The sequence below is a fragment of the Stenotrophomonas sp. KH_052 genome, from assembly GCF_057838755.1.
This window is the reverse complement of record NZ_CM174475.1, coordinates 2,535,410-2,560,056: the sequence shown is the minus strand read 5'-3', so window position 1 is coordinate 2,560,056 and position 24,647 is coordinate 2,535,410. Positions and strand designations below refer to the sequence as shown.

The 24,647-nt window shown below is 64.7% G+C and carries 19 protein-coding genes and 2 pseudogenes; 8 read left to right on the top strand and 13 right to left on the bottom strand.

The features are described from left to right. The first annotated feature begins 97 nt into the window (after positions 1–97). Positions 98–841 carry a FadR/GntR family transcriptional regulator gene (locus AC3ITW_RS11815; RefSeq protein ID WP_046985559.1) on the top strand — a complete coding sequence of 248 codons (744 nt, stop codon included), beginning with the start codon at positions 98–100 and terminating at the stop codon, positions 839–841. Between the two features lie 96 nt (positions 842–937). On the opposite strand, the gene AC3ITW_RS11810 is transcribed toward AC3ITW_RS11815, so the two are convergent. From AC3ITW_RS11810 to AC3ITW_RS11800, 3 genes are all read right to left on the bottom strand, one after another. After that, the gene (locus tag AC3ITW_RS11810) at positions 938–1,546 is read right to left on the bottom strand and encodes a hypothetical protein (RefSeq protein ID WP_489389522.1); all 609 of its coding nucleotides are present in this window, start codon (positions 1,544–1,546) and stop codon (positions 938–940) included. A 61-nt stretch (positions 1,547–1,607) separates the two neighbouring features. Then, complete coding sequence (locus tag AC3ITW_RS11805; protein WP_489389521.1) at positions 1,608–2,405, bottom strand: hypothetical protein; 798 nt, start codon at positions 2,403–2,405, stop codon at positions 1,608–1,610. A 112-nt stretch (positions 2,406–2,517) separates the two neighbouring features. Next, complete coding sequence (locus AC3ITW_RS11800) at positions 2,518–4,161, bottom strand: fatty acid--CoA ligase (protein WP_489389520.1); 1,644 nt, start codon at positions 4,159–4,161, stop codon at positions 2,518–2,520. Between the two features lie 129 nt (positions 4,162–4,290). Here AC3ITW_RS11800 and AC3ITW_RS11795 point away from each other — a divergent pair, with 129 nt between their 5' ends. Then, on the top strand, positions 4,291–4,965 hold the full coding sequence (locus AC3ITW_RS11795) for a response regulator transcription factor (RefSeq protein ID WP_489389519.1): 675 nt from the start codon (positions 4,291–4,293) through the stop codon (positions 4,963–4,965). Positions 4,966–4,969: 4 nt separating this feature from the next. Here the strand turns inward: AC3ITW_RS11795 and AC3ITW_RS11790 are convergent, their stop codons facing one another. From AC3ITW_RS11790 to AC3ITW_RS11775, 4 genes are read right to left on the bottom strand one after another with little or no spacing between them, the layout of a single operon-like run. Next, complete coding sequence (locus tag AC3ITW_RS11790) at positions 4,970–8,305, bottom strand: hybrid sensor histidine kinase/response regulator (RefSeq protein WP_489389518.1); 3,336 nt, start codon at positions 8,303–8,305, stop codon at positions 4,970–4,972. Between the two features lie 36 nt (positions 8,306–8,341). Then, positions 8,342–8,788: a MaoC family dehydratase gene (locus AC3ITW_RS11785; RefSeq protein WP_219628751.1), complete on the bottom strand. Its 447-nt coding sequence runs from the start codon at positions 8,786–8,788 to the stop codon at positions 8,342–8,344. A 35-nt stretch (positions 8,789–8,823) separates the two neighbouring features. Next, on the bottom strand, positions 8,824–9,702 hold the full coding sequence (locus tag AC3ITW_RS11780) for an alpha/beta fold hydrolase (RefSeq protein WP_489389517.1): 879 nt from the start codon (positions 9,700–9,702) through the stop codon (positions 8,824–8,826). Between the two features lie 32 nt (positions 9,703–9,734). After that, entirely contained in the window at positions 9,735–11,897 is a 2,163-nt protein-coding gene (locus AC3ITW_RS11775) for a TonB-dependent receptor (RefSeq protein ID WP_489390361.1), read from the bottom strand. A 221-nt stretch (positions 11,898–12,118) separates the two neighbouring features. Between AC3ITW_RS11775 and AC3ITW_RS11770 the strand changes: the two genes are divergently transcribed. Both AC3ITW_RS11770 and AC3ITW_RS11765 read left to right on the top strand, forming a co-directional pair. After that, entirely contained in the window at positions 12,119–13,123 is a 1,005-nt protein-coding gene (locus tag AC3ITW_RS11770; protein ID WP_478481642.1) for an extracellular catalytic domain type 1 short-chain-length polyhydroxyalkanoate depolymerase, read from the top strand. Positions 13,124–13,280: 157 nt separating this feature from the next. Beyond that, positions 13,281–14,495, top strand: coding sequence for a chymotrypsin family serine protease (locus tag AC3ITW_RS11765; RefSeq protein WP_100468557.1), 1,215 nt, complete (start codon positions 13,281–13,283; stop codon positions 14,493–14,495). A 123-nt stretch (positions 14,496–14,618) separates the two neighbouring features. Here AC3ITW_RS11765 and AC3ITW_RS11760 read toward each other — a convergent pair. Beyond that, positions 14,619–15,132, bottom strand: a pseudogene (locus AC3ITW_RS11760) (LysR substrate-binding domain-containing protein); the annotation flags it as partial. 48 nt (positions 15,133–15,180) lie between these two features. Between AC3ITW_RS11760 and AC3ITW_RS11755 the strand changes: the two are divergent. Then, positions 15,181–15,639, top strand: a pseudogene (locus tag AC3ITW_RS11755) (porin); the annotation flags it as partial. Here the strand turns inward: AC3ITW_RS11755 and AC3ITW_RS11750 are convergent. After that, complete coding sequence (locus AC3ITW_RS11750) at positions 15,614–16,879, bottom strand: SLC13 family permease (protein ID WP_100468555.1); 1,266 nt, start codon at positions 16,877–16,879, stop codon at positions 15,614–15,616. The pseudogene AC3ITW_RS11755 and the gene AC3ITW_RS11750 sit on opposite strands and share 26 nt — an antisense overlap. Positions 16,880–17,184: 305 nt before the next feature. Beyond that, positions 17,185–18,111, bottom strand: coding sequence for a hypothetical protein (locus AC3ITW_RS11745; RefSeq protein ID WP_489389516.1), 927 nt, complete (start codon positions 18,109–18,111; stop codon positions 17,185–17,187). A gap of 205 nt (positions 18,112–18,316) precedes the next feature. Here AC3ITW_RS11745 and AC3ITW_RS11740 point away from each other — a divergent pair, with 205 nt between their 5' ends. The 3 genes from AC3ITW_RS11740 (at position 18,317) to AC3ITW_RS11730 (ending at position 21,107) form a co-directional block, all read left to right on the top strand. After that, positions 18,317–18,475 carry a hypothetical protein gene (locus tag AC3ITW_RS11740; RefSeq protein ID WP_489389515.1) on the top strand — a complete coding sequence of 53 codons (159 nt, stop codon included), beginning with the start codon at positions 18,317–18,319 and terminating at the stop codon, positions 18,473–18,475. Between the two features lie 75 nt (positions 18,476–18,550). Further along, positions 18,551–19,252, top strand: coding sequence for a lasso peptide biosynthesis B2 protein (locus tag AC3ITW_RS11735; protein WP_489389514.1), 702 nt, complete (start codon positions 18,551–18,553; stop codon positions 19,250–19,252). A gap of 13 nt (positions 19,253–19,265) precedes the next feature. Next, positions 19,266–21,107: an asparagine synthase-related protein gene (locus AC3ITW_RS11730; RefSeq protein WP_489389513.1), complete on the top strand. Its 1,842-nt coding sequence runs from the start codon at positions 19,266–19,268 to the stop codon at positions 21,105–21,107. Here the strand turns inward: AC3ITW_RS11730 and AC3ITW_RS11725 are convergent. The 3 genes from AC3ITW_RS11725 to AC3ITW_RS11715 are packed head-to-tail and all read right to left on the bottom strand — an operon-like array spanning position 21,104 to position 24,642. Further along, positions 21,104–21,814 (bottom strand): ABC transporter ATP-binding protein, encoded by a 711-nt coding sequence (locus AC3ITW_RS11725; protein ID WP_100468543.1) that lies wholly within the window; start codon positions 21,812–21,814, stop codon positions 21,104–21,106. The genes AC3ITW_RS11730 and AC3ITW_RS11725 overlap by 4 nt on opposite strands. A gap of 12 nt (positions 21,815–21,826) precedes the next feature. Beyond that, a complete protein-coding gene (locus tag AC3ITW_RS11720; protein ID WP_489389512.1) occupies positions 21,827–23,182 on the bottom strand; it encodes an ABC transporter permease subunit in 1,356 nt (451 codons plus the stop codon). Beyond that, the gene (locus AC3ITW_RS11715; protein ID WP_100468538.1) at positions 23,179–24,642 is read right to left on the bottom strand and encodes a DUF3526 domain-containing protein; all 1,464 of its coding nucleotides are present in this window, start codon (positions 24,640–24,642) and stop codon (positions 23,179–23,181) included. The genes AC3ITW_RS11720 and AC3ITW_RS11715 overlap by 4 nt, the downstream gene beginning before the upstream one ends. Positions 24,643–24,647: the final 5 nt, after the last annotated feature.

The window sequence follows — 24,647 nt, the reverse complement described above, 5'->3', positions numbered from 1 at the left end:
GCGGCGCGGCCAGTGGTCGCGCCGTCGCTCCAACCGGACCCTTGCCGGCCGCGGTGGCAGGGCAGGGGCCCGGAGGGAATCGCCAAGGGTCAGCCGCATGTCCGCCAACCGCCTTTACCAGACCATCGCCGCCAAGCTCCGCAAGCTGATCGAGGACGGCGAATTTCCGCCGGGCTCGCGCCTGCCGGGCGAGCGTGAGCTGGCTGAACGGTTCGGCGTCAGCCGGGTGACCATCCGCGAGGCCGAGATCGCACTGGAAGCACAGGGTTGGATCGCCATCCGCATCGGCTCGGGCGTGCATGTGAAGCCACGGCCGACGCAGGTTCCGGGTGGGTTGCCGGATGTCAGTGCCTTCGACCTCACCGCTGCCCGCGCGGTGTTCGAGGCCGAGGCTGCCGCGCTGGCCGCCAGCAACCTGGATGATGCCGGCATCGCCGAACTGCAGGTGCTGGCCGAAGCGCTGTGCCGTCGCGACCTGAGCGACGAGGAAGCCGGTGAGTACGATCGCCGTTTCCATCTGACCATTGCCCGCCTGTCAGGCAATCCGGTGGTGGAGTACTTCGTGCAGCAGATCTGGCGCATGCGCAGCGAACTGCCGCGCGTCACCGAGGTCTATTCGCGGGTCTGCCATGACGATGGCGCCAGCCGTGCCGATGAGCACATGGCCATCTTCGAAGCGCTGCGCGCCCGTGATCCGGTGGCGGCACGCAATGCGATGCGCCATCACTTCCAGCGCCTGTTCGAAGCGATGCTGCAGGCGACCGAAAGCCAGGCGCTGGAAGAGATCCGCCGCCGCACGCAGCAGGATCGCGAGCGGTTCATGGCGACGACGCGGATCTGAACGACCATCCTGAGCGCAGCGCGTTTCACTGCGCTTGCGAGCCGGTAGTGCCGGCCGCTGGCCGGCAATGACACCAGGCCTACGAGCGCGCTGGCCCTAGAACCTTCTGATATCGTGAAGTGGAGTGGAATCAAGGAACTGTCGCCCTGCGTCGTCAGCGATGCACAGGCCGTTCGACAGGAATCTGGTATGAAGATCAGGCTCATCCCCATGCTTCAGGTAGGAGTATTTGCGGAGCGAATGCAGCAGGCCGTTGAGATTTTCAATCATTCCGTTGGCGCTCTTCGGATCAGCAACATCCTTTGCGAATTCTCCCAGCCTGATTGCCTCATTGGAGCGCCGTGATGCATCAACTCTGGCAAGCAACCCGGATGCGTGCTGATGGAAGGGGAAGGCTTCGTCATCGGCCAAACGGCGTAGGCGGAAGATTGCTTCCTCGCTGAACCTTACATCGAAGTCGACGGAGCTCTCCTCGATCAAGGGTGCGCAACTTTCCACGCAGCCATTTCCAAAGACAGCCTCGAACACCGTCATCAGGGCGACAAGTTTGTCGAATCTGCTCCAGATCCCATTGGGCAGCCCCAACCAGAGACCGTCCTTGAAGCGCGTCCAGCGCATGTACTGCTCGGCTTCGCCGCCATCTTCTGCTTGGCTGGCAAAGCGCCCACAGGCTTGCAGGAAACTCAGGCAGTCTGCTGCGGGCATGAAAACTGGATTTGCCCATGCGTCGCCCCGTCTCACACGTTCCAGAGCGTCATTGTCTGGCTCAGGGTCGATGTACTCGACTTGCAGATTCCCGTTCTGAACGTAGGCATAGCTGATGGCACAAAAGCTGATGGCAAGAAGCGCAGGCGTGCCGCCCCCCCACGGAGAAATTGACCATCGGGTACTGATCAACCTGTTGTTGCGCCTCATCGAGCTTTTTGTTTACTCGTGCACCCAGCGACCCCTTGGCTTCGAGTAAACCCCACGTGGCATTGTTCAATTGAACCAGGAAATCGGGAGCATCTTTAGCCGCCCCAACTAGAGGGAAGGGCAAGCCCTGGATCTGGATGGGGCCACCTTGACCTGTGTGAAAGTGAAGGATGCGGCTCACGAAACCCGGGGCTGCCGGCGCGGCAATGACCACCTGCTCCAATGCATACCGGGCATAGACCATGCCAAGGAAGTAGCTGAAGCTGCCTTTCTCGTTCTTCTCGAGCTGCGGAACAAATGGGAGGGCATTGACGCAAGGAGCCCCTGCCACGACGGTAGTTCCAAAAATATCGCCCAACAGATTGACCTTGCTGTAGATGTACGTCCCCAGCTGCTCCCACTCAGCTTTGGTCGTCAAGCCCATGTTGGTAAATCCCGGCGCGGGCACGGCCGCCGGCGGCCCAAGGAATGCAAGGATGTTTCCATAGCCGCAGTCGAGTGCTGCGAACAGGGTGTCGACAGCGTGCGGATGTGGCAGTGGCGAAAGAGAGGGGGGAGCGAAGGCCGCAGCCACGTGTGCATGGTCGTAACTCAGTGGCCACTTCGAGGCGTTGAGCGGCTGCAGATAGAGCTTCAACTCACTTGCCATGTCGCTTCCTTGCTTCATCAAGTTGGGCCAACTTACCCAACATCTGCGAACCGAAGCAAGCCGCAAGACTGCCCCATCTGCGGGGCCTGACGGCCTCCTTCGCCGGCCCGATTCATCCGCCGCTGCCCAAGCCCACCGCGAGATCATGCAGCTCCCGCAGCTTCTTCTTGTTGATCTTGCCCACGCTGGTGCGCTCGATCGAATCCACGAAACTGACCCGCTCTGGAATCGCATAACGTGAGATGTCCCCGGCGCGGCTACGGGCTGCGATCAGTTCGATGATCTCTGCCTCGCTTACTTCACTGCCCGGCTGCCTGACCACCAGCGGCAACGGCCGCTCGCCCCATTTCGTGTCGGCGATACCGATCACCGCGACTTCGTTGACCGCCGGATGCAGCGCGATGATGTCCTCCAGCGCAAGCGATGAAATCCACTCGCCACCGGTCTTGATCACGTCCTTGATGCGATCGGTCACGCGCAGGTAACCACCGCTGTCGATGTTGCCGATGTCCCCGGTGTGCAGGTAGCCGCGTGCCCACAGTTCCGCCGATGCGTCCGGATTGTGCAGGTAGCCCTGGGTGAGCCAGGGTGCCCGCACCACGACCTCGCCGGTGGCGATGCCATCGTGGGCGACATCGTTCATGTCCGGATCGACAATGCGCAGGTCCACCAGCGGTACCGGAATGCCGGCTTTGGTGCGCAGCGAAAGAACATCATCCGTATCGGTCACGGCTTCCGCATCGATCTGCGCCAGGGTCAGCAGCGGGCAGGTCTCGGACATGCCGTAGCCACCGAAGATGTCGATGCCGCGTGCCAGTGCCCGCTGCGCCAATGCCCGCGGCAGGGCCGCGCCGCCGATGATCACCTTCCAGCTGCCCAGGTCCGTCTCCGCCGCGAGCGGGTGTTCCAGCAGCATGTGCAGAATGGTTGGTACGCAGTGCGAGAAGGTCACTTTCTCGCGGGCGATCAATGCCAGCAGGTTGGCTGGCAGATAACGGCCGGGGTAGACCTGCTTGATGCCCAGCAGTGTCGCCACATACGGCAGGCCCCAGGCGTGCACATGGAACATGGGGGTGATCGGCATGTAGACATCGCCGCGGTGCAGGCGTCCCTGGCTGGCCGCGCTGCCCAGCGCCGCCATCCCCGTCAGCGAGTGCAGGACCAGCTGCCGATGGCTGAAGTAGACACCTTTTGGCAGGCCGGTGGTGCCGGTGGTGTAGAACACCGTTGCGCGGGTGTTCTCGTCGAAGTCCGGGAAATCGGTCGTCGCAGTGGCAGCCCGCAGACCGGCTTCGTACTCGGTCACGAAACCGTCTGGCAACGGGCCGCCGGCATCGTCCAGCAGGATGCGCGTGCGCAGGTCTGGCAACTGTCCGTCGATGCCTTCCAGTATCGGCAGGAACTCACGGTTGGCGAGGATCACCCGTGCACCGCTGTGGTTCAGTGTATAGGCGATCTGCTCGGGCGCCAGGCGCACGTTCACCATCATCAGCACCGCGCCGATCATCGGCACGGCGAAGTACGCTTCCAGATAGCGGTTGCTGTCCCAGTCCATCACCGCAACCGTATCGCCGTGCTTCACCCCCAACGAAGTCAGCAATCCGGCCAACTGGCCGATGCGCGCCTGCAGGGTGCGGTAGTCGAAGCGGACCGAATCGCCGTAGACGATCTCCTGGTCAGGATTCACCGCAAGCGGCGTGTGCAGCAGTTGCTTGATCAGCAGCGGATAGGCAGAGGCATCGGGAGCGAATGACATGGGGTGACCTCGTGGGCGGCCTGTCAGTGGCCGGTCTTCATTCGTCCACACTAGCAATCCCGCCTGAGCGCGCCAGCGTACCTAGGTACCCCTGTCCAACGGCAGACGATTTGCTACTCTCGCCTTGCCATGCCGACCCTGCTCATCGCCGATGACCATCCCTTGTTCCGCGCGGCACTGCATCGCGCGGCCGAAGAGGCGGTCGCCGATCTGCAGATCAGCGAGGCCGACTCGCTGGACAGCGTGCTCGAGGTCCTGGAACACCAGCAGATCGACCTGATGCTGCTGGACCTGCACATGCCCGGCAATCATGGGCTTGCCGGCCTTGCGACCATCCGTGCATTGCAGCCGGGACTGGCGATCATCATCGTCTCGGCCAACGAAGAGCCGCAGGTGATCCGCCGCGCAGTTGACCTGGGCGCGGCCGGCTACCTGCCCAAAAGTTCCGGACTGAACGAGCTGCAGTGCGCGCTGCGGTCGGTACTGGAGGGCGAACGCTGGATTCCTGCACTGCTGCGTGAGCCAGTGGCGCGGGTGGCGCCCTTCAGCAAGGATGCCGACCTGGCCGCGCGCCTGGCCAGCCTGTCCGCACATCAGTACAAGGTGCTGAGCCTGGTGGCCGAAGGACTGCTCAACAAGCAGATCGCCGACCGGTTGGGTGTACAGCTGCGCACCGTCAAGGCGCACATGACGCGTATCATGGAGCGACTGGGAGTCCGCAACCGTGCACAGGCGATCCGCGTGCTGCACGAAATGGGACTGGCCGATCCGTCCCGGCAGATTGAAGGTACCCAGGACACCTGATCTCTCAGGATGTTGCTGTGCCAGGTGCTGCCAGCAGATGGTTGATCGCCCAGCGCAGCGCCAGTGGCTTGAAGGGCTTGTTCAACAGTGAAAGTCCTGCCGCACGCACCGCCTCGCGCGTGTCGCTGCCGGTATCGGCGCTGAGAATGACCGTTGGCCGCTGCCCATGTTCGGCTTGCAGCCGCTGCCATAGCGCCACGCCGGTATCGCCATCATCCAGGTGGTAGTCGAACAGCCACAACGCGGCCGCATGCGCTGACGCGCCGACCTCGCTGGCGGCACGCACCGCGACCACTTCGCAGCCCCAGGCCAGCAGCATCTGCCGCATCGCCTCCAGCGCGTCCGCGTCGTTGTCGACCACCAGCACGCGGATGCCCTTGACGGTGCTGGTACCCGCTGCGGCGGGCTCCGTGGGCGGGGCAGCCGGCGGTGCTGCTCGCACCACGCTGATCGAGAACGTCGAGCCGTGATCGAGCACGCTGCGCAACTGCAGCGGCGCATGGAGCAGCTCGGCGATGCGCTGCGCGATGGTCAGGCCCAGTCCCAGTCCCTGGCCGTTGCTGCGGTCGCCGCGATGGAATTCCTCGAACACGATCGCCTGCTGCTCAGGCGCGATGCCGGGGCCGCTGTCATGCACGCCAACCAGCAGTGCCTGGCCATGGCGTCGCACGCCCAGCAGAACGCCGCCATGGCGCGTGTAACGGATGGCATTGGCCAGGAAATTCTGCAGCACCCGGCGCAGCAGCAGCGGATCGGTGTGGACCCAGGCACCGGTCCGCAGGTAGCGGAACTGCAGCCCGCGCGCCGCCGCCAGCACCGCGAACTCCTGCGCGAGCGGATCGAGCACGGTCGACAGCGCGAACGCGCGTGGATCGGCCACCAGACCACCGGCTTCCAGCCGGGAGATATCCAGAAGTCCAGATAGCAGGTCATCGGTGGAATCCAGCGCACCGCGGATCTGGCGCAGGAAGCTGTCGAGGAACACCGATTCGATGTGCTGCGACATCGCATCGGTCAGCAACTGCGCCGCATGCAGTGGCTGGATAAGGTCGTGACCGACCGCAGTCAGGAAGCGTGTCTTGGCAACGTTCGCGCGCTCGGCTTCGTGCACCGCCTGTTCCAGCCGTGCGGTGCGGTCCTGCACGCGGCGCTCCAGGGTTTCGTTGCTGCGCTTGAGTGCTTCCTCGGCCCGGCGGAACGCAGTGACGTCGGTGAAGGTGGCCACGTAACCGCCGCCCGGCATTGGATTGCCACGGATCTCGACGATGGTGTTGTCGGGGAAAATCCGTTCGGACAGATGCGGCGTGCCGCGCTGCATGTGTGCCACGCGGCGCTGCAAGGCCTTGTCGCGGGAGTCACCGGGTCCTTCGCCGATCTTCAGTTCGTCCAGCGCCCAAGCCGTAAGGTTGATCACCGGCTGTCCTACTTGTAGCAGCTCGGGCGGAAACTTGAACAACGCGGCGTACTGACTGTTCCAAGCCACCAACTGCAGCTGCGCGTCGACCACGCTGATGCCCTGGCTCATGTTCTCCAGCGCCGCCTCCAGCAGGCGCTGGTTGAAGCGCAGCACCTGGGTGGCTTCGCCCACGGCACGGGTCACCGCATCCAGTGGCGCTGCACCGCCGTCGCGAGCGGCCTCCACCAGCAGCCTCGCCATGCCCGCACCGACCACAGCGGTCAGTTCGCGTTCGATGGTGATGACCCGGTCGTCATCCAGCAGCTGTCCGGCATGCCCGTCCATCAGTTGCCGCGCCCGCTCCTGGCCGAGAAAGCGTCCGGCCGTCTTGCGCAGCGAGGCTGCCGCCACCGCATCCCGTCGTCGCGGCAACGAAGGGCGCACCGCGCGCGACACCAGCGCAACCGTCAGCAGGTTCACCGCCAGGCTGGCGCCCATGCTGATGGCGATATGGCCCGGCTGCATGCGCAGCGAGACCACGGCCAGCCAATGCAGTCCGTCGCGGGCGGCCGACGCCGGCGCGGCGGGGATCACCATCGGCAACAGCACCAGCCACAACCAGGCCAGCGAACCCAGCACGATGCCGGCAATGATGGCCGGGGAGGGCGTGCGTGGGCGATACACCGCAAGCAGCACCGCCGGTGCCAGCTGCGAGAGAGCGGTGAATGACATCAGGCCGAAATCGCTGAGTGCCTCGGTGTCGCTCATCGCGCGGCTGTACAGCCACGACATCAGGAACACGGCAAGGATGCCGGCACGGCGGAAGGCGAGCACGCGCGGACGCAGGTCAGCTGCCGCCGCGCCGCCGGCGATGCCGTCCAGCAGCCTCGAACCGAAGCCATGGTTGCCGAGCATGATCGACAGGGTCAGCCCGGACAGGATCATCATGCCGGTGGCGGCGCTCAGGCTGCCCAGGTAGGCCAGCAAGGCCAGCAGGTGGTGGCCACCGGCCTGCGGCAGCGCCAGCACGTACAGGTCGGGCGACACCGATGCGGGCAGCTGCGCGGCACCGGCCAGCGCCATCGGCACCGACGGTAGCCCGATCAGCAACAGGTAGACCGGGAACATCCAGCGCGCCGTCTTCAGGTCCGAGGTCTGGCGCAGCTCGACCACGCCGACATGGAACTGGTGAGGCAGGGTGAACGCGGAGATCGCTCCCAGCGCGACCATGGTGAGGTAGTCCGGCATGATGGCCGGTGGTGGAAGCTGTGCCATCTTTTCCAGCAGTGGCGTGCCCGCCTGGCGCACCGACAGCGCCGCGTAGAGGCCAATGGCCAGCAGCGCCACCAGCTTCAATAACGACTCCAGCCCCAGCGCGACCACGATGCCACGATTGGGTTCGGTGGCCGACGCCTTGCGTGCGCCGAACAGCAGCGTGAACGCGGCCATGGTCAACGCGAACCAGAACGACATGTCCAGCTGCGCGCCAGCAGGCGCGAAGCGATCACCGAGCAGGGCGCCCAAGCCCTGGCTGACAGCCTTCAGCTGCAGGGCGATATAGGGAATGATGCCGAACAGCGCGACCAGGGTGATGGTGAACCCGAGTCCCCGATCCGCACGCAGCCGCGCGACCACCAGGTCGGCGATGGTGGCACTGTTGTGCTGCTTGGCCAGCCGCCCCAGGCGGAGCAGGAACGGCAGGCCGAAGGCAAATATCAGCGCCATGCCCGCCAGGGTCGGTGGAATCGGGAAGCCCCATTGCAGGCCCTGCGACGCCGCGCCGTAATAGGTCCACGCGGTGCAGTGCACGGCCAGCGACAGCGCATAGATGAGCGGCCACACCTTCGAAAGCCGATGCCCCCGGCGCTCACCCCAGAGGGCCACGCCGAACAGCAGTACGGTCCACGCAATACAGGCGAACAGAACGACGGAGGGCGTCAACATCGCTCCAGTGTAGGCAGAGGACCGGGCAGGGTGGTGCTAGGGGGCGAGCACGATCAGTGACAGATGCTCAGCGACCAGTGCCAGCTCGCCATCGGCAACGCGTTCGACAGCCTTGCGCTGGGTAAGCAGCCATTGCCCGGGCTGCCGCGCCTCCAGTGCCACCAGCTGCGAGCGCACCCGCACCTCGGAGCCGCTGGGCACCGGCGCCAGGAAGCGGACCTTGTTCAAGCCGTAGTTGAGCACATGGGCGATGCCGGGAAAGCCGGCCAATGCTGCAACATCGTCTTCCACGGTGAGCGACAGCAGCAGGAAGCCATGCGCGATGGTCTGCCCGCCGGGCAGTTCGGCCCGTGCCCGCAGCGGATCGACGTGGATCCAGTTGTGATCACCGGTGGCGTCGGCGAAAGTGTCGATGCGCGATTGCGTGATGGGTGTGCCGGCGCTCAGGCGCTCGCTGGCTGCCCATTGCCGCAGCGCCTGCATGGCAGTGGGTAGCGCGTCGATCGGAGCCCTGGCACTCACCGAACACGCTCCAGCAGCGCCAGGATCGCATCACGCGCCTCGGGTTCGGACAGCATCGGCGCATGGCCGACATCCGGCACTTCGACCAGGCGGGCGCTTTCCGAGGTCGCGGCCATCTGCCGCGCGACATCGGCCGGCAGGATGTCCGACAGCGCACCCCGGACTACCAGTACCGGCACCCGTGCGGTCAGCCCGCGAACTGCACGCCACAGCACCGGCCGCAGCAACCACAGCAGCCACGGCCGCGTGGTACGGATCACCGCCGGGTCATAGTCCAGCTCCAGCAGCCCATCGCTGCGCGGGCGGAAGGTGCGCACCGCCATTGCCCGCCAGTCATCGCTGCTGAAACGTGGGAAGGCGGCCTTGCCGATCGACGCCACGTAAGCCGTGGCCTGCTCCAGATCCATCGGCGGCACCGGCTTGCCGGCGTATTTGCCAATCCGTGCCAGCGCCTCGCGCGGCACCTTGGGGCCGGCATCGTTGAGCACTGCACCAGTGATCCGCTCGGGCGCACGCGAGGCGAGGGTGATGGTCACCAGCACGCCCAGCGAGGTACCGATGAACACGGCCTTGTCGATGTTCTGCGCGTGCAGCAGCGCGACCATGTCGTCGGCATAGGTGCGCGGGTTGTAGCTGGACGGATCATGCGCACGTTCCGAACCGGCGCGACCGCGGAGATCGACCGCGATCACCCGCCAGCCTACGGCGGTAAGCGAACCGGCAAGTACGTCGAAGTCGGCGCCATTGCGTGTCAGGCCGGGAATGCAGACCACGGTGCCGCGGGGCGCCTGCCCTGCATCGGGTGCATGGTCGCGCGCGTGCAGGCGCAGGCCGTCGTCGCTGTTCCAATACAGATCTACGTAAGACTGCATCATGCAGGGGCTTCCTGGAAATCGTAACGGATGCTCTAGAAATCGTAACGGACGCTGAGACTATATTGGCGCGGTGGACCGTAGAAACCAATCAGCGTGCCCACCGCCGGAATGTTGTAGCCGGTGGTGCGGTATTCCTTGTCGGCCAGGTTGGTGCCCTGCAGCGAGAAGGTCCACGCATCATCCAGCCGCCAGATCACGCCGGCATTGACCAGCCCGTAGCCCTGTTGGCGGATCACCGGGCTCAGGTCGGTGGTCGGCCAGACTTCACTCTGGTAGCTGTAGCTCACCCGTGCCGACAGGTTGCTGCCATTGGCCAGCTCGGTGCGGTACTCCACGTTGAACGCGCCCGAGAACTCCGGCGCGTTGGTGAACTTCATCTGCCTGGCCACGTTGACGCCACGATCCATGTACTCGTCGTACTTGGCTTCCAGCCACGCCAGGTTGCCGGAAATCAGCCAGTGCTGGCTGGGCAGGTACTGGTACTCGACTTCCAGGCCTTTGACCGTACCTGCGCCGGCATTGGTGAAATCACCGAAGAAGGAGTCATCGACGCCATCGCCATTGGTATCCATGCCGGTGAACACCGACAACTGGATGTCCTTGTACTTGTTGTAGAAGGCCGACAGATTGAGGAACAGGCGCTGGTCGAGGAAGGCCATCTTGCTGCCGACCTCGTAGCTGTCCACGGTCTCGTCATCGAACGGTTCGGCCGAGCGCGGCACGGCCACAGCGTTGGCGCGGATGTTGTAGCCACCGGACTTGAAGCCACGCGTGGCCAGGCCGTAGACCATGATGTCCGGGGTGATCTGGTAGTCCAGCGAGACCTTGGGCGAGATGTTCTTGAAGTTGGTCTTCTTGTCGAAGTCCGCGGTCACCGCCACCGGCCGGCTGAAGCCGGGGTCGGCGTAGAGGCGGTTCAGCACGATCGCGCGCTTGTCCTCGTCGGTGTAACGGGCGCCCACATCCAGCTTGAGTTTGCTGGTCAGGTCGAAGGTCCAGTCCGCGTACAGCGCGATGCTGTCGGTCAACACCTTGCCCTGGTTGTCGGCGAACTGCGCACTGAAGTAGTTGTTCTGGATCTGGCCGCCCGCCTCGCCACTGAACTGGTACAGGCCGACCACACCGCGCACCCGGCCGCCGGCATCGTAGTTCAATTGCACTTCGTTGCTGACCTGGTCGTCGTGATAGGTGCCACCCACGTCGGCCAGCTTGACCGGCGCGGTATCGAAGTCGATGTTGGCCTCGCTGTCCGATTCACGCTTGGCGACCACGTACTTCAGTGCAATGTCGTCGTTCGGCCGCCAGTTCACCGTGGCCGAGGCACCCTTGCTCTCCACGTTGTTGAGGTTGCGCATGCCCGAGCGGATGTCATAGCGGCTGTCCATCGGCGGGTATGCGCGCAGGAACGGATTGGGCGCCAGCATCTTCGAACCGCGCATGCCGGACTGGTCATCGATCCAGTCCAGTGCGAACTGCACGTCGAAGTCATCGCCCGCGTACGCGCCGACGTTCAGTCGTGCGGCATTGATCTGCTTGTCGCTGACCGGCTGGCCGTTGAAGGTGTTCTCGCCAAACCCGTCGTGGTTCATGCTGGCCACCGCCACACGGGCGCGCAGGCCACTGTCGGCGCCGCCAATCGGGCCGCCGATGGCCGCCTTCGCATCCAGCTGGCTGTAGTTGCCCACGGTGATCTGGGCGAAGCCCTCGGTCTGGGTGGGCAGGCCGCGCGAGATGTACTTGATCGCGCCGCCGATGGTGTTCTTGCCGTAGAGCGTGCCCTGCGGGCCGCGGAGCACCTCGATACGCGAGACATCGAACACATCCAGCAGCGCACCCTGCGGGCGCGCGATGTAGACGTCATCCAGGTAGATGCCTACGCCCGGATCGGCGCCCCAGGTGGGATCGGACTGGCCGATGCCTCGGATGTAGGCGGTAACGGTGCTGCTGGCGCCGCGTGCGGCGTAGATGGTCAGGTTGGGCACCTGTGCATCGAGGTCGCTGAGATCCTGGACGTTCATCCTGTCCAGCGCTTCGGAGGTAAACGCGGTGACCGCCACCGGTACTTCCTGCAGGGTTTCCTCGCGCTTGCGTGCGGTGACCTTGATGCTGTCCAGGTTGGTCGGCGAAGCGGATCTGCCTGCCGTCGGTGATTCCTGCGCCAGTACCGGCCCCGTGGCCAGCAGCGCGCCGATCATGAGACTCAAACAATTCCGTTTCATTCGGTCCTCCCCCAGGCATGAGCGTGCGGATGGCCCATTGCCACCCCTGCAGCCAAGGCTAGCGGTGTCATGGGCAAGCAGCGAGTGGACCTAGGTCCAGTCGGCAGCGGCCCGTGGATGCGGATACTGGGCGCGCCCCCAACCGGAAGCGGTCCCCGGTACTCCTTCATCCACGACTCACGCGCGAGGATCTGGCCATGAAATCCGGAATCGATTCGATCAAGGCGGTACTGCTGGTGTTGTGCAGCTGGCTGGCGATGGCGGGCAGCGCGGTTGCCGCTGGCCCGGCCGGTCATTGGGATATCGGCCTTTACGGCAATCTGTTCGGCGCCCGCGAGTACCAGGTATGGGTGCCGGCCGGCTATGACGACAGCCGGCCGCTGCCGCTGCTGCTGGTGCTGCATGGCTGTGTGACCGGGCCGAACCTGATGGGCGAGGCGTCAGGCTTCAATGATGTGGCCGACACGGAGGGGTTCATCGTGGTCTACCCCCGGCAGAACGTCACCTCCAATCCGGCCCGCTGCTGGAACTGGCAGCTGCCGATCAACCAGGCCCGCGACAGCGGCGAAGCCTCGATCCTGGCCGGCATCGTGGACAAGGTGAAAGCGGGCTACAGCGTGGATCCGCACCGTGTCTATGTCACCGGCATTTCCGCGGGCGGCGCGATGACCTCGATCATGCTGGCCTGCTATTCGGATGTGTTCGCTGCCGGCGCCATCCATTCCGGTGGCATGTTCAAGGGTGCGACCACGATTTCCGGTAGCGCCTATGCGTTGCTGGCCGGCAGCATCTATTCGCCGGACAGCAATGGCCGTCTGGCCTGGCAGTGCTCGGGATCGCCGTCGCCCCGACCGCTGCCGGTGCTGGTGTTCCATGGCAGCGCCGATCTCACCGTCAATCCGGTGAACGGCCAGCAGGCCGTGCGCCAGTTCCTGCAGACCAACGATCTGGCCGACGACGGCCTGGACAACGACTCGGTGAAGTACGTGCCGACCAGCACCTATCACGGCCAGGTGCCGGGTGGGCGTGCGTATACAGTGGATACCTACGCCTACGGTGGCAGGACGCTGGTGCAGCACTATGTGGTGCAGGGCATGGGCCATGCGTGGAGCGGCAGCCAGTCCGGCCTGCCGTTCACCGACCCGAAGGGGCCGGATGCCACGCTGATCACCTGGTTGTTCCTGAAGGACTACCAGCGCTGAGCTTGATCTGGCGCGACGTACACCAGCGTCGAAGCGCGCACTGCGTCACGAAACAGTGCATAGCCCTGCTCCCCCGCAGAGCGCAAAGAGGTTTCCTGCTACCTTCGGCCGTGGAGCCGGCACTGGCTCCTGAGCTTATTCCATGGAGGAAACCTAGATGTCGCTAGCATCAGTTCTGTTTGTTCTCGCGTCAGCTCAGAGTCTCGCGGTTATGCCGGCAGGCCAGACATTGTCGGAGAAGGAATCGGATATCGCTGCCAAGGCCTACATGAATGCGAACGGCGTGTCACTCGACACCGCCAAGCGCAGGCTTGAAGTTGAATCCGAGCTACCTTCGGTCATCGCCGAACTGAAACGGCGATACAAAGATCGGCTCGCATATGTGTCGATCGAAAACATGCCCGATCAACACCTCGTTGTTGGACTGAAGGGAAACATGATGGAGGCGGCCCGGCACTTCAGCGTGAGCGACTCATCTATCAGGGTCGAGTTCGAGGAGGGGTATCCGTACACGGAGAAGGAGTTCTCCGAAACCATGCATAGAGTCGTTCCACTTGTGGTCGAACTCATACCTGATGCAGTGAGTGTGGACGGCCGGCCTGAGCTTGGCATGATTGACGTTTCGGTTCGTGGGGCCGATGTCAAATCGTATGAAGCGGCTAAGCGCAAGATTGAAGAGGCTGCGAAGCTGAAGGTCAACATCATTCCTGGGAGGGGCCCCTTCCGCAATTCGGCGTACACCGCCGGAGGGGCGATCCTCACTGCCAATGGCAGGATGTGCACAAGCGGCCTTGCAGTTCGGCACAAGCTGACCAAGGTAAAAGGGCTGCTTACAGCTGCGCACTGCGATGATCAGTTGCTTTACAGCAATTACGGTCATGAGGTTGGTGGCCCGCAGGTCATGATGCCACTGACATTCCAGGACGCGCTCTTCGACGGTAGTCACGATGTTCAATGGCACTCGCTTCCTGCTGGGAATACACCGCTCCAGGAAGTGTTTGCAGAACTGAAGGGTGAGTACCAGACGAAGGCATTGATACTGATCTATGCCGACCTTCCACTGCATGGCCTCCTTTGCTTCCGAGGGGCTCGCACCGGCTTCAGTTGCGGAACCGTCACATCGGTGCAGCACGCCCCGTTGGGCGTATGTGGCGCTGCAGTCTGTGCACCCACTTGGGGAAGAGTGGAAGGCTCCGATCTTGCATGCGCGTCCGGTGACAGTGGCGCCGCCGTCTTCAACAAGAGCGGCTCAGGCTACGGGATCGTAAAATCCGCTGAGAATCCCAGTGATTCAATCGAAAAGGGAAGCTGCAATGCGTTGACCGTCATGCCCTTCGGCAAGGTTGCGGATCTGAATCTCGACCCACTCTGAGGCACCGGGACCGAGGAAGCCTTCAGTAGGCGCTGCAGGGAATTACCGCGGACAGGGGAGGGGGCGCGCTCTGCCGGACGTGCCAGACGGCACGTCCGGCACTCGCAAGCACCACGTTTTTGCTCAGGCATCCCCACGCCACTGGCTCATCAACTTCTGCAGGAAGCGCTCGCCAGTGGGCGAGAACAGGGCGCCCCGCCGGCGCAACTCTGATGGTCACCATCGGGCGTGGCCATCTTCGGCAACACCGATACGCCGATACCTGCCTCGACCATGCTCAGCGACGTGGACAGGTGCGTCACTTCGTAGTGACAGCTGAGCTTGAGGTTCTCACGCGCCAACGCATCATCCAGCAGCGTGCGGTTGCCGCTGGTGCGGTGCACGGTGATCAGCTGGTGGTTGGGCAGATCCGCGCATTCCACTTTACGCTTGCGTGCCAGGGGATGATCGTGCCGGCATGCCAGCACGAATGGATCTTCAGCGAGCACGTCGAAATCAAGATTGGGATCGTTGGCGCCCATGAAGTTGATGCCGAGTTCGACTTCACCACGCTCGACCGCCTGCAGGCCTTCGGTGGCCGGAATGTCCAGGATGCGGAGCGCACATTCGGATGCGCCTCATGGAAGCGCGCCTGCGGGCAGTTGAGAGCGAGCAGGGCACTGCGGCCATGCGGCCCGCCCCGCCTGATCGCAGCACCGCCTACGGCGCAGTGCTTGCCGGCTTCTCTGGCCCGGCTTGGGCGACCGGCGAATGGGGCATGCGCAACCGGCGCGGCGCCGACGCCAGCGGCCGTTACGATCTGGACCATCAGGCCTGGGCGATCTCGGTCGGCTGGTTCCTGGCCGGTGCGATGCTGGCCTATTCGGGCAAGGCCGGTACATGGGGCCGAGTGAAGGTGGCCGATCCGGTCATCCGCGGCGGTGCCGGTGCGTGGGAGTTGAAGGGCCGCTATGAGGACGTGGACCATGTCGAGCTGCTAACCGGCGGAACAGGGTATGCGTGGGCGCTGGGCGCGAACTAGTATCTCAACGACTTCAGCCGCGTGATGTTAGAAGCGATCCGCTGGCAGAACCACAATCGCAGTGGCACCGGGCAGGGCAGGGACGAGGGGACCACCTTCAATACCCGCCTGCAGGTGGCCTTCCAGCATCTGCGTGTGCGTGCCGAATCCTGCGTGCCGCTTGCGCCGACCAGAGCAGCAATAATGCCCCGATCAGCGCAGGCGGCATCACCAGCGCGCCCACGCGCAGGAAGTCGAGCGCGCTGACATGCTCGCCCTCGCGGCGCAGTGCCACCAGCCACAGCATCGTGGCCAACGAGCCGGTCACCGACAGGTTGGGGCCCAGGTCCACGCCGACCAGCAATGCGGCGCGGGTCTGTGCCGGCAGATCGGCCATCTGGCCCAGCGAGCCTGCGGCCAGGCCGACCGGCAGATTGTTGGTTACGTTGCTCAGCAATGCCGCCGCGCCACCGGCCATCCAGCTGGCCCGGTGAGGCGATGCCTGCGCCACGGCCTGCAGCGCGCTGGCCGCCGTCTGGATGACACCGGTCTGTGCCACCGCTTCCACCAGCACGAACAGGCCGGCCACCAGTGGCAGTACGCCCCATGACACATGGCGCAGCAGCGGCAACGGACTGCGCCGCTGGCGCATCGCCACCACTGCCACGCTCAGCGTGCCTGCGCAGAACGTGGCCAGGCCGAGCGGGCCGTTCAGTGCGGAGGTCACCAGCAGCACGGTGCCGGTGAACAACACGCCCAGCGCGCTCAGCCGGCCACCTTCGGTCAGCGAGCGATGCGCTGGCGCCGCCACCAGAGGCTGCGCGATCTCGCGCCGATGCACCCAGCGCAGCACCAGAGGCGTGTCCAGCATCGCATTGGCCAGCCGGCGCAACCTTGCATCGGATGGCATGGGTAGATGGAGCCACTCCGGTGGCGCGGCGATCAGCTCATCCAGGAACACGGCCATCAGGCGGTCCTGCGCGCTGCCAGGCTCGTAGTGCCCGGGAAGGGCGGATGCCCGCTCCAGCAGGGCCTGCATGAACGGGGTGATCGCCATTGCAGCGCAGTGCGTCGGCAGCCCCGGCACGACACCGGGTTCCACGAACACCACGAACCCATGCGGCCGCCCACTGCTGCTGGCCCGATGGGAAAGGCCACCGGGAATCCAGATCGCGCCCTGCGGGGGAACCACCCACAGGCCGGCTGCGGTCTCCAGCATGATCAAGCCGCGCGTGGCAACCAGCAGCTGTGCCTTCCGGTGCGCATGGAAGGGCATCTGCCAGGCATCTGGAATGGGGTCCAGCCCAAGCACCATCACCGGAAGATCGACACGGTCCGGATAGTCGGGCCCAACCTCGCTCAGCCCCGCAATCGAAATCTCCACGCCGGACCTACGACTCAGAGCTACGCCGGGCAGTACGGCGGCGCTTACTCGTCATCGCGTGCCGACACCGCTTCGCGCCTGTGCCAGATACAGATCAGTCCCATCAGGACATGGACGATCGGCGCGTCCTTTCCTGTGGTTTCGGTGGTCCGTGGCTGTTCAATCACGCTGACATCCTCTCTTGTTGAGGATGGGAAGCGTATGCGGCAAGCCCGCAGGCGTCATTCGACAGTTCCGCCAGGTGATTCACCAATCCGGCCATCTCTGTCGACGTGGCCCCAGGGAAGGGAGGGTTCGGCCCAGGATTACAGCGCCGGAACCGTGATCCTCTGCAGGTCGAGCTTGGCCCTCAGAGCGTAGTGCTTGCGGGTGACCGGCACGACGCAGGTCAGGCGGGGATCGACATAGTCCTTGAACAGCGGCGGACGCGGGGAAGACAGGTAGAATCCGCGATCCTGCTTGACCGCCGCCGGCAGCAGAACCTCGCTGAGGTCGCTGTCGGAGGCATCGGTGACGAGGCAGGGCGCATGGCTGAACCCGAGCCGGCGCAGCAGGTACAGGCGATGGGAGCCATTGGTCAGCACCATGCGCTTGCCAAACCGGGTGGCACTGATCAGGTTGTCACTGAAACCCAGATAGATGACGACGGCGTGGCTGGCTGCGCCGAACGGCTCGTAGTCGGCGATGGCAGCCGGATCGAGGGTTGCCACATCGAGGAAGCGCAGGTCGTTCGAGGTGGACGCGAAGGTGTAGCTGCCATCGGACTGGGTGAAGCGCACTTCCGGATGTGCATGGCCGCCGCTGCGCGCGACAAGCTGCATGACCTCCTGCGCGGTGGGCGAGGCGGTCAGGGATGCCGCCAACTGATCGATGTGACGCAGGTTGATGCACTCCTGGAAGATCACCAGTCGATCGATCTCGACCATCTGCCAACTGCGTGGCAGAACACTCGTCATCCGGTGCATCGAGGGTTGTCGCAGCGTCTGCTCAGCCAGCGGCAGCATCTCATCCGCCAACGCATGGACATTGATGGCGTCGGCCTCACCGGCTTCCTCCTGCTGCAGCCTCAGCACCTCGGCACGTGCCGTCCGCCATTCCTCCACCAGCGCAGCCTCGTCGAAGCGTCCCGGGGGGCAACGCTCCCGTACGAAGCGGATGAGCTTCGGCAGGGGAAACATCCCCTTCAGCAGAAGCGTGGGATCCAGCCCGTCAGCATTGATTTCGGTGTTCATCCCTCTTGCCTCTCATGGGTCGCATCGACAGCGGGCCGTTGGCGTCGTTCGTCACGCCAAAATAATATGTTATATCGTAACATTTCGATGCCTTGGCGGCAATCGCCCCGCACTGTGGCGGCGATGATGGCTTGGCTGCTCCGTATCCAATGCAACGCGATCCAACGCAACGCATGGATACATCCACTGACTAGAGGAGATGTTCATGAACGAGCTGATTGAGCTGGGTGTAGTGGCAGGACAGAACCCTGAGGATCAGGGTGTGGGTGGCGAACTGATCGAGCTGGGCTCGGTGGTTTCGGAAACGAAGGCGCACAACCACGGCACGTTGTGGGATGGCGTGTTCCCGACCACGTCGCCCTGATCTTCCGCACAACGTCGCATCTGCGGTGCATGCCCTGCATGCACCGCTTCTCCGGTTCCGGCGCAGGAGCGCATGATGGAGCAGGCAGCCGCCCCGTACTTCCTGTCAAAGCACGCGCACGTCTGTGTCACCGGCGATGCCATGGTGATCCTGGACCAGGCCACGGGTAAGTATCTTTCCCTTGAAAGGCGCGGCGCCGCGGGCCTTGGCCACCTCATTCTCGATTGGCCGCTGCGGCCCGATGGCGCAAGCATACCCACGCTTCTGCAGGCCCTGCTCGACCGCCGCTTGATCACCGCGGACCCGCTGCTGGGCAAATCCGCCGCCAGCCCTGCCATTACGCTGCCACGGTACTGGGTGCGCGAGGGCGCACCTCGCGGCCGTCAACCGATCATGGCTCGGGACCTGCGTCGTTTCATTGTCTCGTGTGCCCATGCCGCCTGCAGCAGAACATTCCTTCCTTTCAGTGCCACGGTGTCTGCCGAGCGCCGTCGAGCGGATCACCACCACGGCACGCATGTGAGCATTGAAGAACTGGCGTCGCGGGTCCGGGTGTTCGACTGGCTACGACCCCTGGCCTTCAGGAAAACTGATGAGTGCTTTCTCTACTGCCTGGCGATGCGCGAGTTCCTGTCGAAGTACGGCATCGTGCCGCGCTGGGTGTTCGCGGTCAGAACCCAGCCGTTCGCCGCGCACTGCTGGTTGCAGCACGGCGATCACGTGCTGACCGACATTCCCTTCAACCTGCGCCGGATGGTTCCCATTCTGGTGCTGTAACCAAACCTGACGCATGTACCGATACATCGCCGTGCTCTGGAACACCCTCTCTGACGCCGCAACAGCCCAGGCGCAACAGGCCGTGCAACGCATCGAGGCCGCGCTGCCTGGCATTGGTTGCGTGTTGAACGACAACGGTGCTGCGATCTATGCGCAGAGTGACAACCCAGGCTATTTCGAATCCAGTCGATCGGATGCGCTGGTGGTACTCGGTGCGTTGTTCCACAAGGATTTCAGCGAAGGCACCGTGCCCGGCCGCGTGCGCCTCGATGCGGGCTCGGCCGACACCGCCTGCAGCAGCCTTGGCCGGAGCATCGTCCAGCAGTACTGGGGGCGATACGTGGCGTTTGGCTACCAGCCAGAGACAGCGAGTTGGTTCGTGCTGCGCGATCCCACCGCGGAGATCCCGTGCTACATGACCACCGTGGGCCAGTTGACGGTGGTCTTCTCCAACATGGAAGACTGCCTGCTGCTGGGCCTGCGCGAGTTAAACGTCGACTGGTCATTCCTGTCCTATTCGCTGCTGTATCCGTTTCGTGATGGCCTGCAGACCGGCTTTGAGGAAGTCACTGCCGTCGAAGCCGGTGAGGCGGTTTCGATCCGGAACGGCGAACCGGTGGGCCGGCAGTGCCAGTGGAATGTGGTGCGGCTGGCCCGCGACGCGCCGATCGAAGATCTTCAGCAAGCCGTGTCGCTGGCGCGTTCCACGCTGCTGGGCTGCATCGGTGCACTGGCCAGCCCGCACCGGCGCATCCAGCTGCAGCTGTCGGGCGGTCTGGATTCCTCGATCATCCTGGCCGGCCTGTTGCAGGCGCCGTCGGCACCGGAGGTGACGTGTGTTCACCACTACGATGATGGCATCGGCGCCGACGAACGGCTGTTCGCGCGGATGGCAGTGCAAGGGGCCAGTGATTCCTCGGGCAGGCGTTGCGAATACATCGAGTACCGAAGGCAACCTCACTGCGCTCTGGAAGAGATCATGACCTTCCCGCGTACAGCCCGGCCGGCGCATTGTTCCGGCTATCTTCTCCACCGCCGTGACGTGGCCTTCGACGGTGACACCGTGCAGTTCACCGGTGTTGGCGGTGATGCGGTGTTCCTGCGTTTCAAGGGCAATGCCGCTGCGATCGACTACGCCTGGCGGCGCGGCATCGACCGGGATTTCTTCCGCGTCGCCTTCGAAACCGCGCAGTCCGGCGATTCACTGTACGGCGTGCTGAAGGATGCGATGGTCCATGGTCTGCTCAAGCGGCCAGGCAGCATCAATGGCCGTTGGGGCAAACCGTGCCCATGGGTGCGGGTGGACCGCGCCGAACAGGATGGCCTGCAGCCGGCCTGGTTGCGGCATGCGCAGGCGCAGGGCCATCGCGTATCACCCTACAAGCTGGCCCATATCGGCCGGATGGTGTTCCCGACCAGCGTCCTTGATCCGTTCGAAGGCGCCGGCCACTGGCATGGTGTATCGCCGATCAGTGCGCAGCCGCTTGTTGAACTGTTCGCGCGCATTCCGCTGCACCTGCTCATCGCGGACGCGGAAGACCGCACCATCGCGCGGCGTGCAATGAAGGGACTATTACCGGATGCGCTGCTGTCGCGGAAGGTGAAATCCTATCTGGATGATCACTCCGTGGCGGTCACCCAGGGGCACAAGCAGTTCATCAGGAATCTGCTGGTTGACGGCATGCTGGCCAAGCGCGGCTATCTCGACAGCGCGCTGGCCGATGCCGGCATCCAGCAGGTCGGCCCGGACCACTCATCGCAGGTGCTCGGCATCTTCGGCCCGCAGATCAACATCGAAGCGTGGCTGCGGCGCTGGTCCGGCCAGCGTGGCGCGCAGGCGGCCGCCGTGGCCTAGGCGCTGCGGCTCATTTCTTCCAGGTACAGGCTCTCAAGATCGTTCGCGGTGATCGTGCTGGCATCAAGCGTCCTGCGCAGGCGGCCGGCCCGCATCAGGCCGATCGTGGTCGCCACCTCACGGGCACGGAACAGATCGTGGGTGGCCATCAGGATCGCTGTGCCGCGATCGCGTTCCCGCACGATCAGCTCGTGGAACTCGGCTGACGCCGTAGGGTCCAGGCCCGAGGTGGGTTCATCCAGCAACAGGGCCCTGGCTTCCTTGACGATGGCCAGTGCGATGCCGACCTTCTGCCGCATGCCCTTGGAATAGAGGCCCACGCGTCGCCCGAATGCGTCGGTCGCCAGGCCGGCGGACCTGAGTGCGTCCTTCAACCGCGCTGGCGAGCGTTCCTCGACACCGGCCAGGCGCGCGAAGTAGTCCAGATTCTCGTAGCCGGTCAGCTCGTCGTACAGCGCCACGGTCTCGGGGATGTACAGCAGCCGCCGGCGTACCTCCTGCGGCTGCTGGTGCGCACTGAGACCGTCCACTTCGGCCGCACCGGAGGTGGGTTTCAGAAAGCCAAGGAACAGCTTGATGGTGGTCGACTTGCCGGCGCCGTTGGCGCCCAGCAGGCAGAAGATCTCGCCGGGCTTCACCTCGAAGCTGACGTCATCCAGCGCCCGATGTGCACCGTGTTCCATGACCAGGCTTTTTGCAGACAGCATGTGGACGTCTCCTCAGGGCGTTGCCAGCCGGCTGCGCAATGCACCGGCTGTAAGCAGGACAAGCAGGGTGGCAATGATCAGTGCGGTGAGATCGGCGAGGACACCACGTTGGGCGACGCCGGCTGTTTCGTGGAACTGGAAGCGGGGCAGGGTGTCGTACTCTTCGAAGGTCTGCGGCGCGTCACGATCCAGATAGGCCTTGTGCAACAGCCGCCGCGCCTGCCAGAAGGAGTGGACCTGCCCCTGGAAGTCGAGCGCGCGGTCGGCATCCGAGCCTGCGATGCGGTCGAGCGCGTCCTGTGTCGCGACGGCCGGCAGCAGCAGCCGCACCTTGTCCAGAACCTGGCGATGTGCGGCCTCGGCCTGCGCATGCGAGGCGATCAGGCGTTCCAGTTCCCGGTCAGCTGCAACCCGATCGGCGTAGGCCTGGCGCACAGTGTCGGAGATGACGGGGGACGGCGAATTCACTGGCGCCGACGTCGCATGCTCGCGCCGCTGGCGCGTGGCGATATCGGACTGCATCGCCTTTACTTCGGTGGCGAACTGCATCTGTGACGGCGGCGGCGCGATCAGATTCACCGTGGCCAGCGCCAGCGACGGCGCCATGACCACGATCAGCAGCCACAGCGCGCCGGCGGCGATGGCCGCCTCGGTGGTGCGCCGGGCAAGGCAGCCGATCAGCAGTGCAAGGGCCAGCCAGAACGCGCCGTATGAGAGTACGGTCAGTGCAAGCATGGCCAGGCCTGCAGGACTGCGCGCGCCGGCCCCGATCGCCACCGCCACGATGATGACCAGTGCGGGCAGCAGCACCACCAGCCCACGCGCCAGGGCCTTGACCACCAGCAGCCGTGTTGCCGACACCGGCTGTGACAGCACCAGCGCTGTGATACCGCGCTCGCGCTCACGTGACCACAGATCATGGGTGGCCACGAGAATGACCAGCGGCAGCAGGAAGACGATCACGAACGCCAGGTCGAACCGTCCCGCAGCCCGTGCCGTCGGATTGCCGATGTCGGCCCAGACGTGCATGAGCAGCTGGGTCGGATCGCCCAGCGCGACCACATCAGCGGTGTACGGATAGGCGTCTGCCTGGCCGATCGACAGCGGCGCCATGGCGCCGGGCGCAAGCACCGGCTGGGCGCGGGGCAGCACCGAGGGCGCCTTGCCGACGAATTCCCGGCTGCGCTCCTTCGTCTGTTGCTCTTCCTGCTTGATCAGGGCGATGGCCGCCTCGCGCTGGTCCACCCATGTGCGGCCATTCCACGCGGCGTAGGCACCCAGCCCGAGCAGCAGGACAAGCAGCACCGGCAGCGCTCGATCACGCAGCAATCGGCGGATCTCGTAGCGTGCAATCGACGCAACGCTCATGGCGATCTCCCCAGCCGCCGCGCCGAGAGGGCGACCACCGCGCAACCCAGCAGCAGCCAGGCCAGCAGAATGGCGAGATTCACGCCTTGCGCGGCAGCGATGCCAGCCAGGGTCTGCTGTGGTGGCCGGTACTGCACCGACCGGGTGATGCCGGCGATGTCGGCCATGTGCTTCCCGCCCGGTGGTGCCTTGTGCAGCTTTACTTCCTGGTTGAGTGCCTGGATCAACCGATAGCGGTAGTCCTCCACGCCGCGCAGGAATGCCAGATGCGCCGGAAAATCCGTGCCGGCGATGGCGCGCGACCAGGACTGCAGCGCCAATGTCGGCGAGGCAAGGCCAAACAGGCGCTGGATGGCGTCCTGCTGCTGGTAGGTGGCATGCAGGCGATCGAAATGGCGATTGTAGACGCGCGTCGAGTTGGCCTCGGCAAACTCAAGCGCCACGCCGCGGAAGTTCAGCGGCAGGTCGTCAATGCTGTCGACCCGGTAGCGCGCCATCAACGCGGCGCGCAGGGCATCAAGGCGTTTGTCTGCCGGGTCATGGCCATCCGCGCCGTTCTCCGCTTCCTCGGTCACGCCGGTCCTGAACGCCGGTGCCGAAGGGGTCGGGTGCAGGGATTCGGCGATGGCAGGCGCCACCCTCGGCAGCAGCAGTGTGGACACCACCCAGAAGCCCAGCAGCACGACCAGTGACGTCCGTGCCGAGCCGGCAAGTGCCGAGACCCCCACGGTAAGTGCGCAGAACACCAGCAGATAGAGCAGGTAGGCGGAAGCCAGTGCGAGCAGGGCGGCAAGATCCGTGGCGTCGCCGTACTGGATGGACAGCCCCGGAAGACTGATCAGCAGCATGGCCATCACCAGCAGCAGCGAGGCGGCCGCCAGGGCAATCAAGCGTCCACAGATCAGCACGCCGGCCGAGGCGCCGGTACCGAGTTCCTGGCGCAGCGTCTCGCGGGCCACATCGCCGGACAATGTGGCGAACCCGGCCAGGATGATCAGCAGCGGCGCGACGACCTGCAGCGCCCACGCCGCAGAGAAACCCTCGAAGCGGCTGAGTGCGGTGCCGCCATCCACGGCGCGGTGCCTGGCCGGGTTCTGTGCGTGACCCTCGATGAACACCGAGGTTCCCAGGTAATCCGTCAGCCCCGGGTCCAGTGCAGCCAGGGGCCGCACCGGGGCAGCAATGGCACGCCCCACATGTGCTGCGCTATGCGGGTCGATCGTGCCCTGGCTGTCCCAGAGCCGCGCCTCTTCCTCGCTCATTGCCTGGCGCTCCTGCGCCTGCAGGGTAAGGCGTGCAGCACCGCTGAGCGCCGACGCACCTGCAATGAACAAGAGGGCGAGGGCGAGCCACAACACGCGCCGCTCTCGCCACATCAGCGTGAGCTGGGTTGCCGCGACAGCGAACGCCTGCTGGATGGCCACTACGGACCTCGACTGGGCAGGGGAGACGGCGCGCATGCAGG

Coding starts and splice junctions, on each gene's coding strand:
- AC3ITW_RS11815 (WP_046985559.1), top strand. CDS start 98: ATGTCCGCCAACCGCCTTTACCAGACCATCGCCGCCAAGCTCCGCAAG.
- AC3ITW_RS11810 (WP_489389522.1), bottom strand. CDS start 1,546: ATGCCCGCAGCAGACTGCCTGAGTTTCCTGCAAGCCTGTGGGCGCTTT.
- AC3ITW_RS11805 (WP_489389521.1), bottom strand. CDS start 2,405: ATGGCAAGTGAGTTGAAGCTCTATCTGCAGCCGCTCAACGCCTCGAAG.
- AC3ITW_RS11800 (WP_489389520.1), bottom strand. CDS start 4,161: ATGTCATTCGCTCCCGATGCCTCTGCCTATCCGCTGCTGATCAAGCAA.
- AC3ITW_RS11795 (WP_489389519.1), top strand. CDS start 4,291: ATGCCGACCCTGCTCATCGCCGATGACCATCCCTTGTTCCGCGCGGCA.
- AC3ITW_RS11790 (WP_489389518.1), bottom strand. CDS start 8,305: ATGTTGACGCCCTCCGTCGTTCTGTTCGCCTGTATTGCGTGGACCGTA.
- AC3ITW_RS11785 (WP_219628751.1), bottom strand. CDS start 8,788: ATGCAGGCGCTGCGGCAATGGGCAGCCAGCGAGCGCCTGAGCGCCGGC.
- AC3ITW_RS11780 (WP_489389517.1), bottom strand. CDS start 9,702: ATGATGCAGTCTTACGTAGATCTGTATTGGAACAGCGACGACGGCCTG.
- AC3ITW_RS11775 (WP_489390361.1), bottom strand. CDS start 11,897: ATGATCGGCGCGCTGCTGGCCACGGGGCCGGTACTGGCGCAGGAATCA.
- AC3ITW_RS11770 (WP_478481642.1), top strand. CDS start 12,119: ATGAAATCCGGAATCGATTCGATCAAGGCGGTACTGCTGGTGTTGTGC.
- AC3ITW_RS11765 (WP_100468557.1), top strand. CDS start 13,281: ATGTCGCTAGCATCAGTTCTGTTTGTTCTCGCGTCAGCTCAGAGTCTC.
- AC3ITW_RS11745 (WP_489389516.1), bottom strand. CDS start 18,111: ATGAACACCGAAATCAATGCTGACGGGCTGGATCCCACGCTTCTGCTG.
- AC3ITW_RS11740 (WP_489389515.1), top strand. CDS start 18,317: ATGAACGAGCTGATTGAGCTGGGTGTAGTGGCAGGACAGAACCCTGAG.
- AC3ITW_RS11735 (WP_489389514.1), top strand. CDS start 18,551: ATGGAGCAGGCAGCCGCCCCGTACTTCCTGTCAAAGCACGCGCACGTC.
- AC3ITW_RS11730 (WP_489389513.1), top strand. CDS start 19,266: ATGTACCGATACATCGCCGTGCTCTGGAACACCCTCTCTGACGCCGCA.
- AC3ITW_RS11725 (WP_100468543.1), bottom strand. CDS start 21,814: ATGCTGTCTGCAAAAAGCCTGGTCATGGAACACGGTGCACATCGGGCG.
- AC3ITW_RS11720 (WP_489389512.1), bottom strand. CDS start 23,182: ATGAGCGTTGCGTCGATTGCACGCTACGAGATCCGCCGATTGCTGCGT.
- AC3ITW_RS11715 (WP_100468538.1), bottom strand. CDS start 24,642: ATGCGCGCCGTCTCCCCTGCCCAGTCGAGGTCCGTAGTGGCCATCCAG.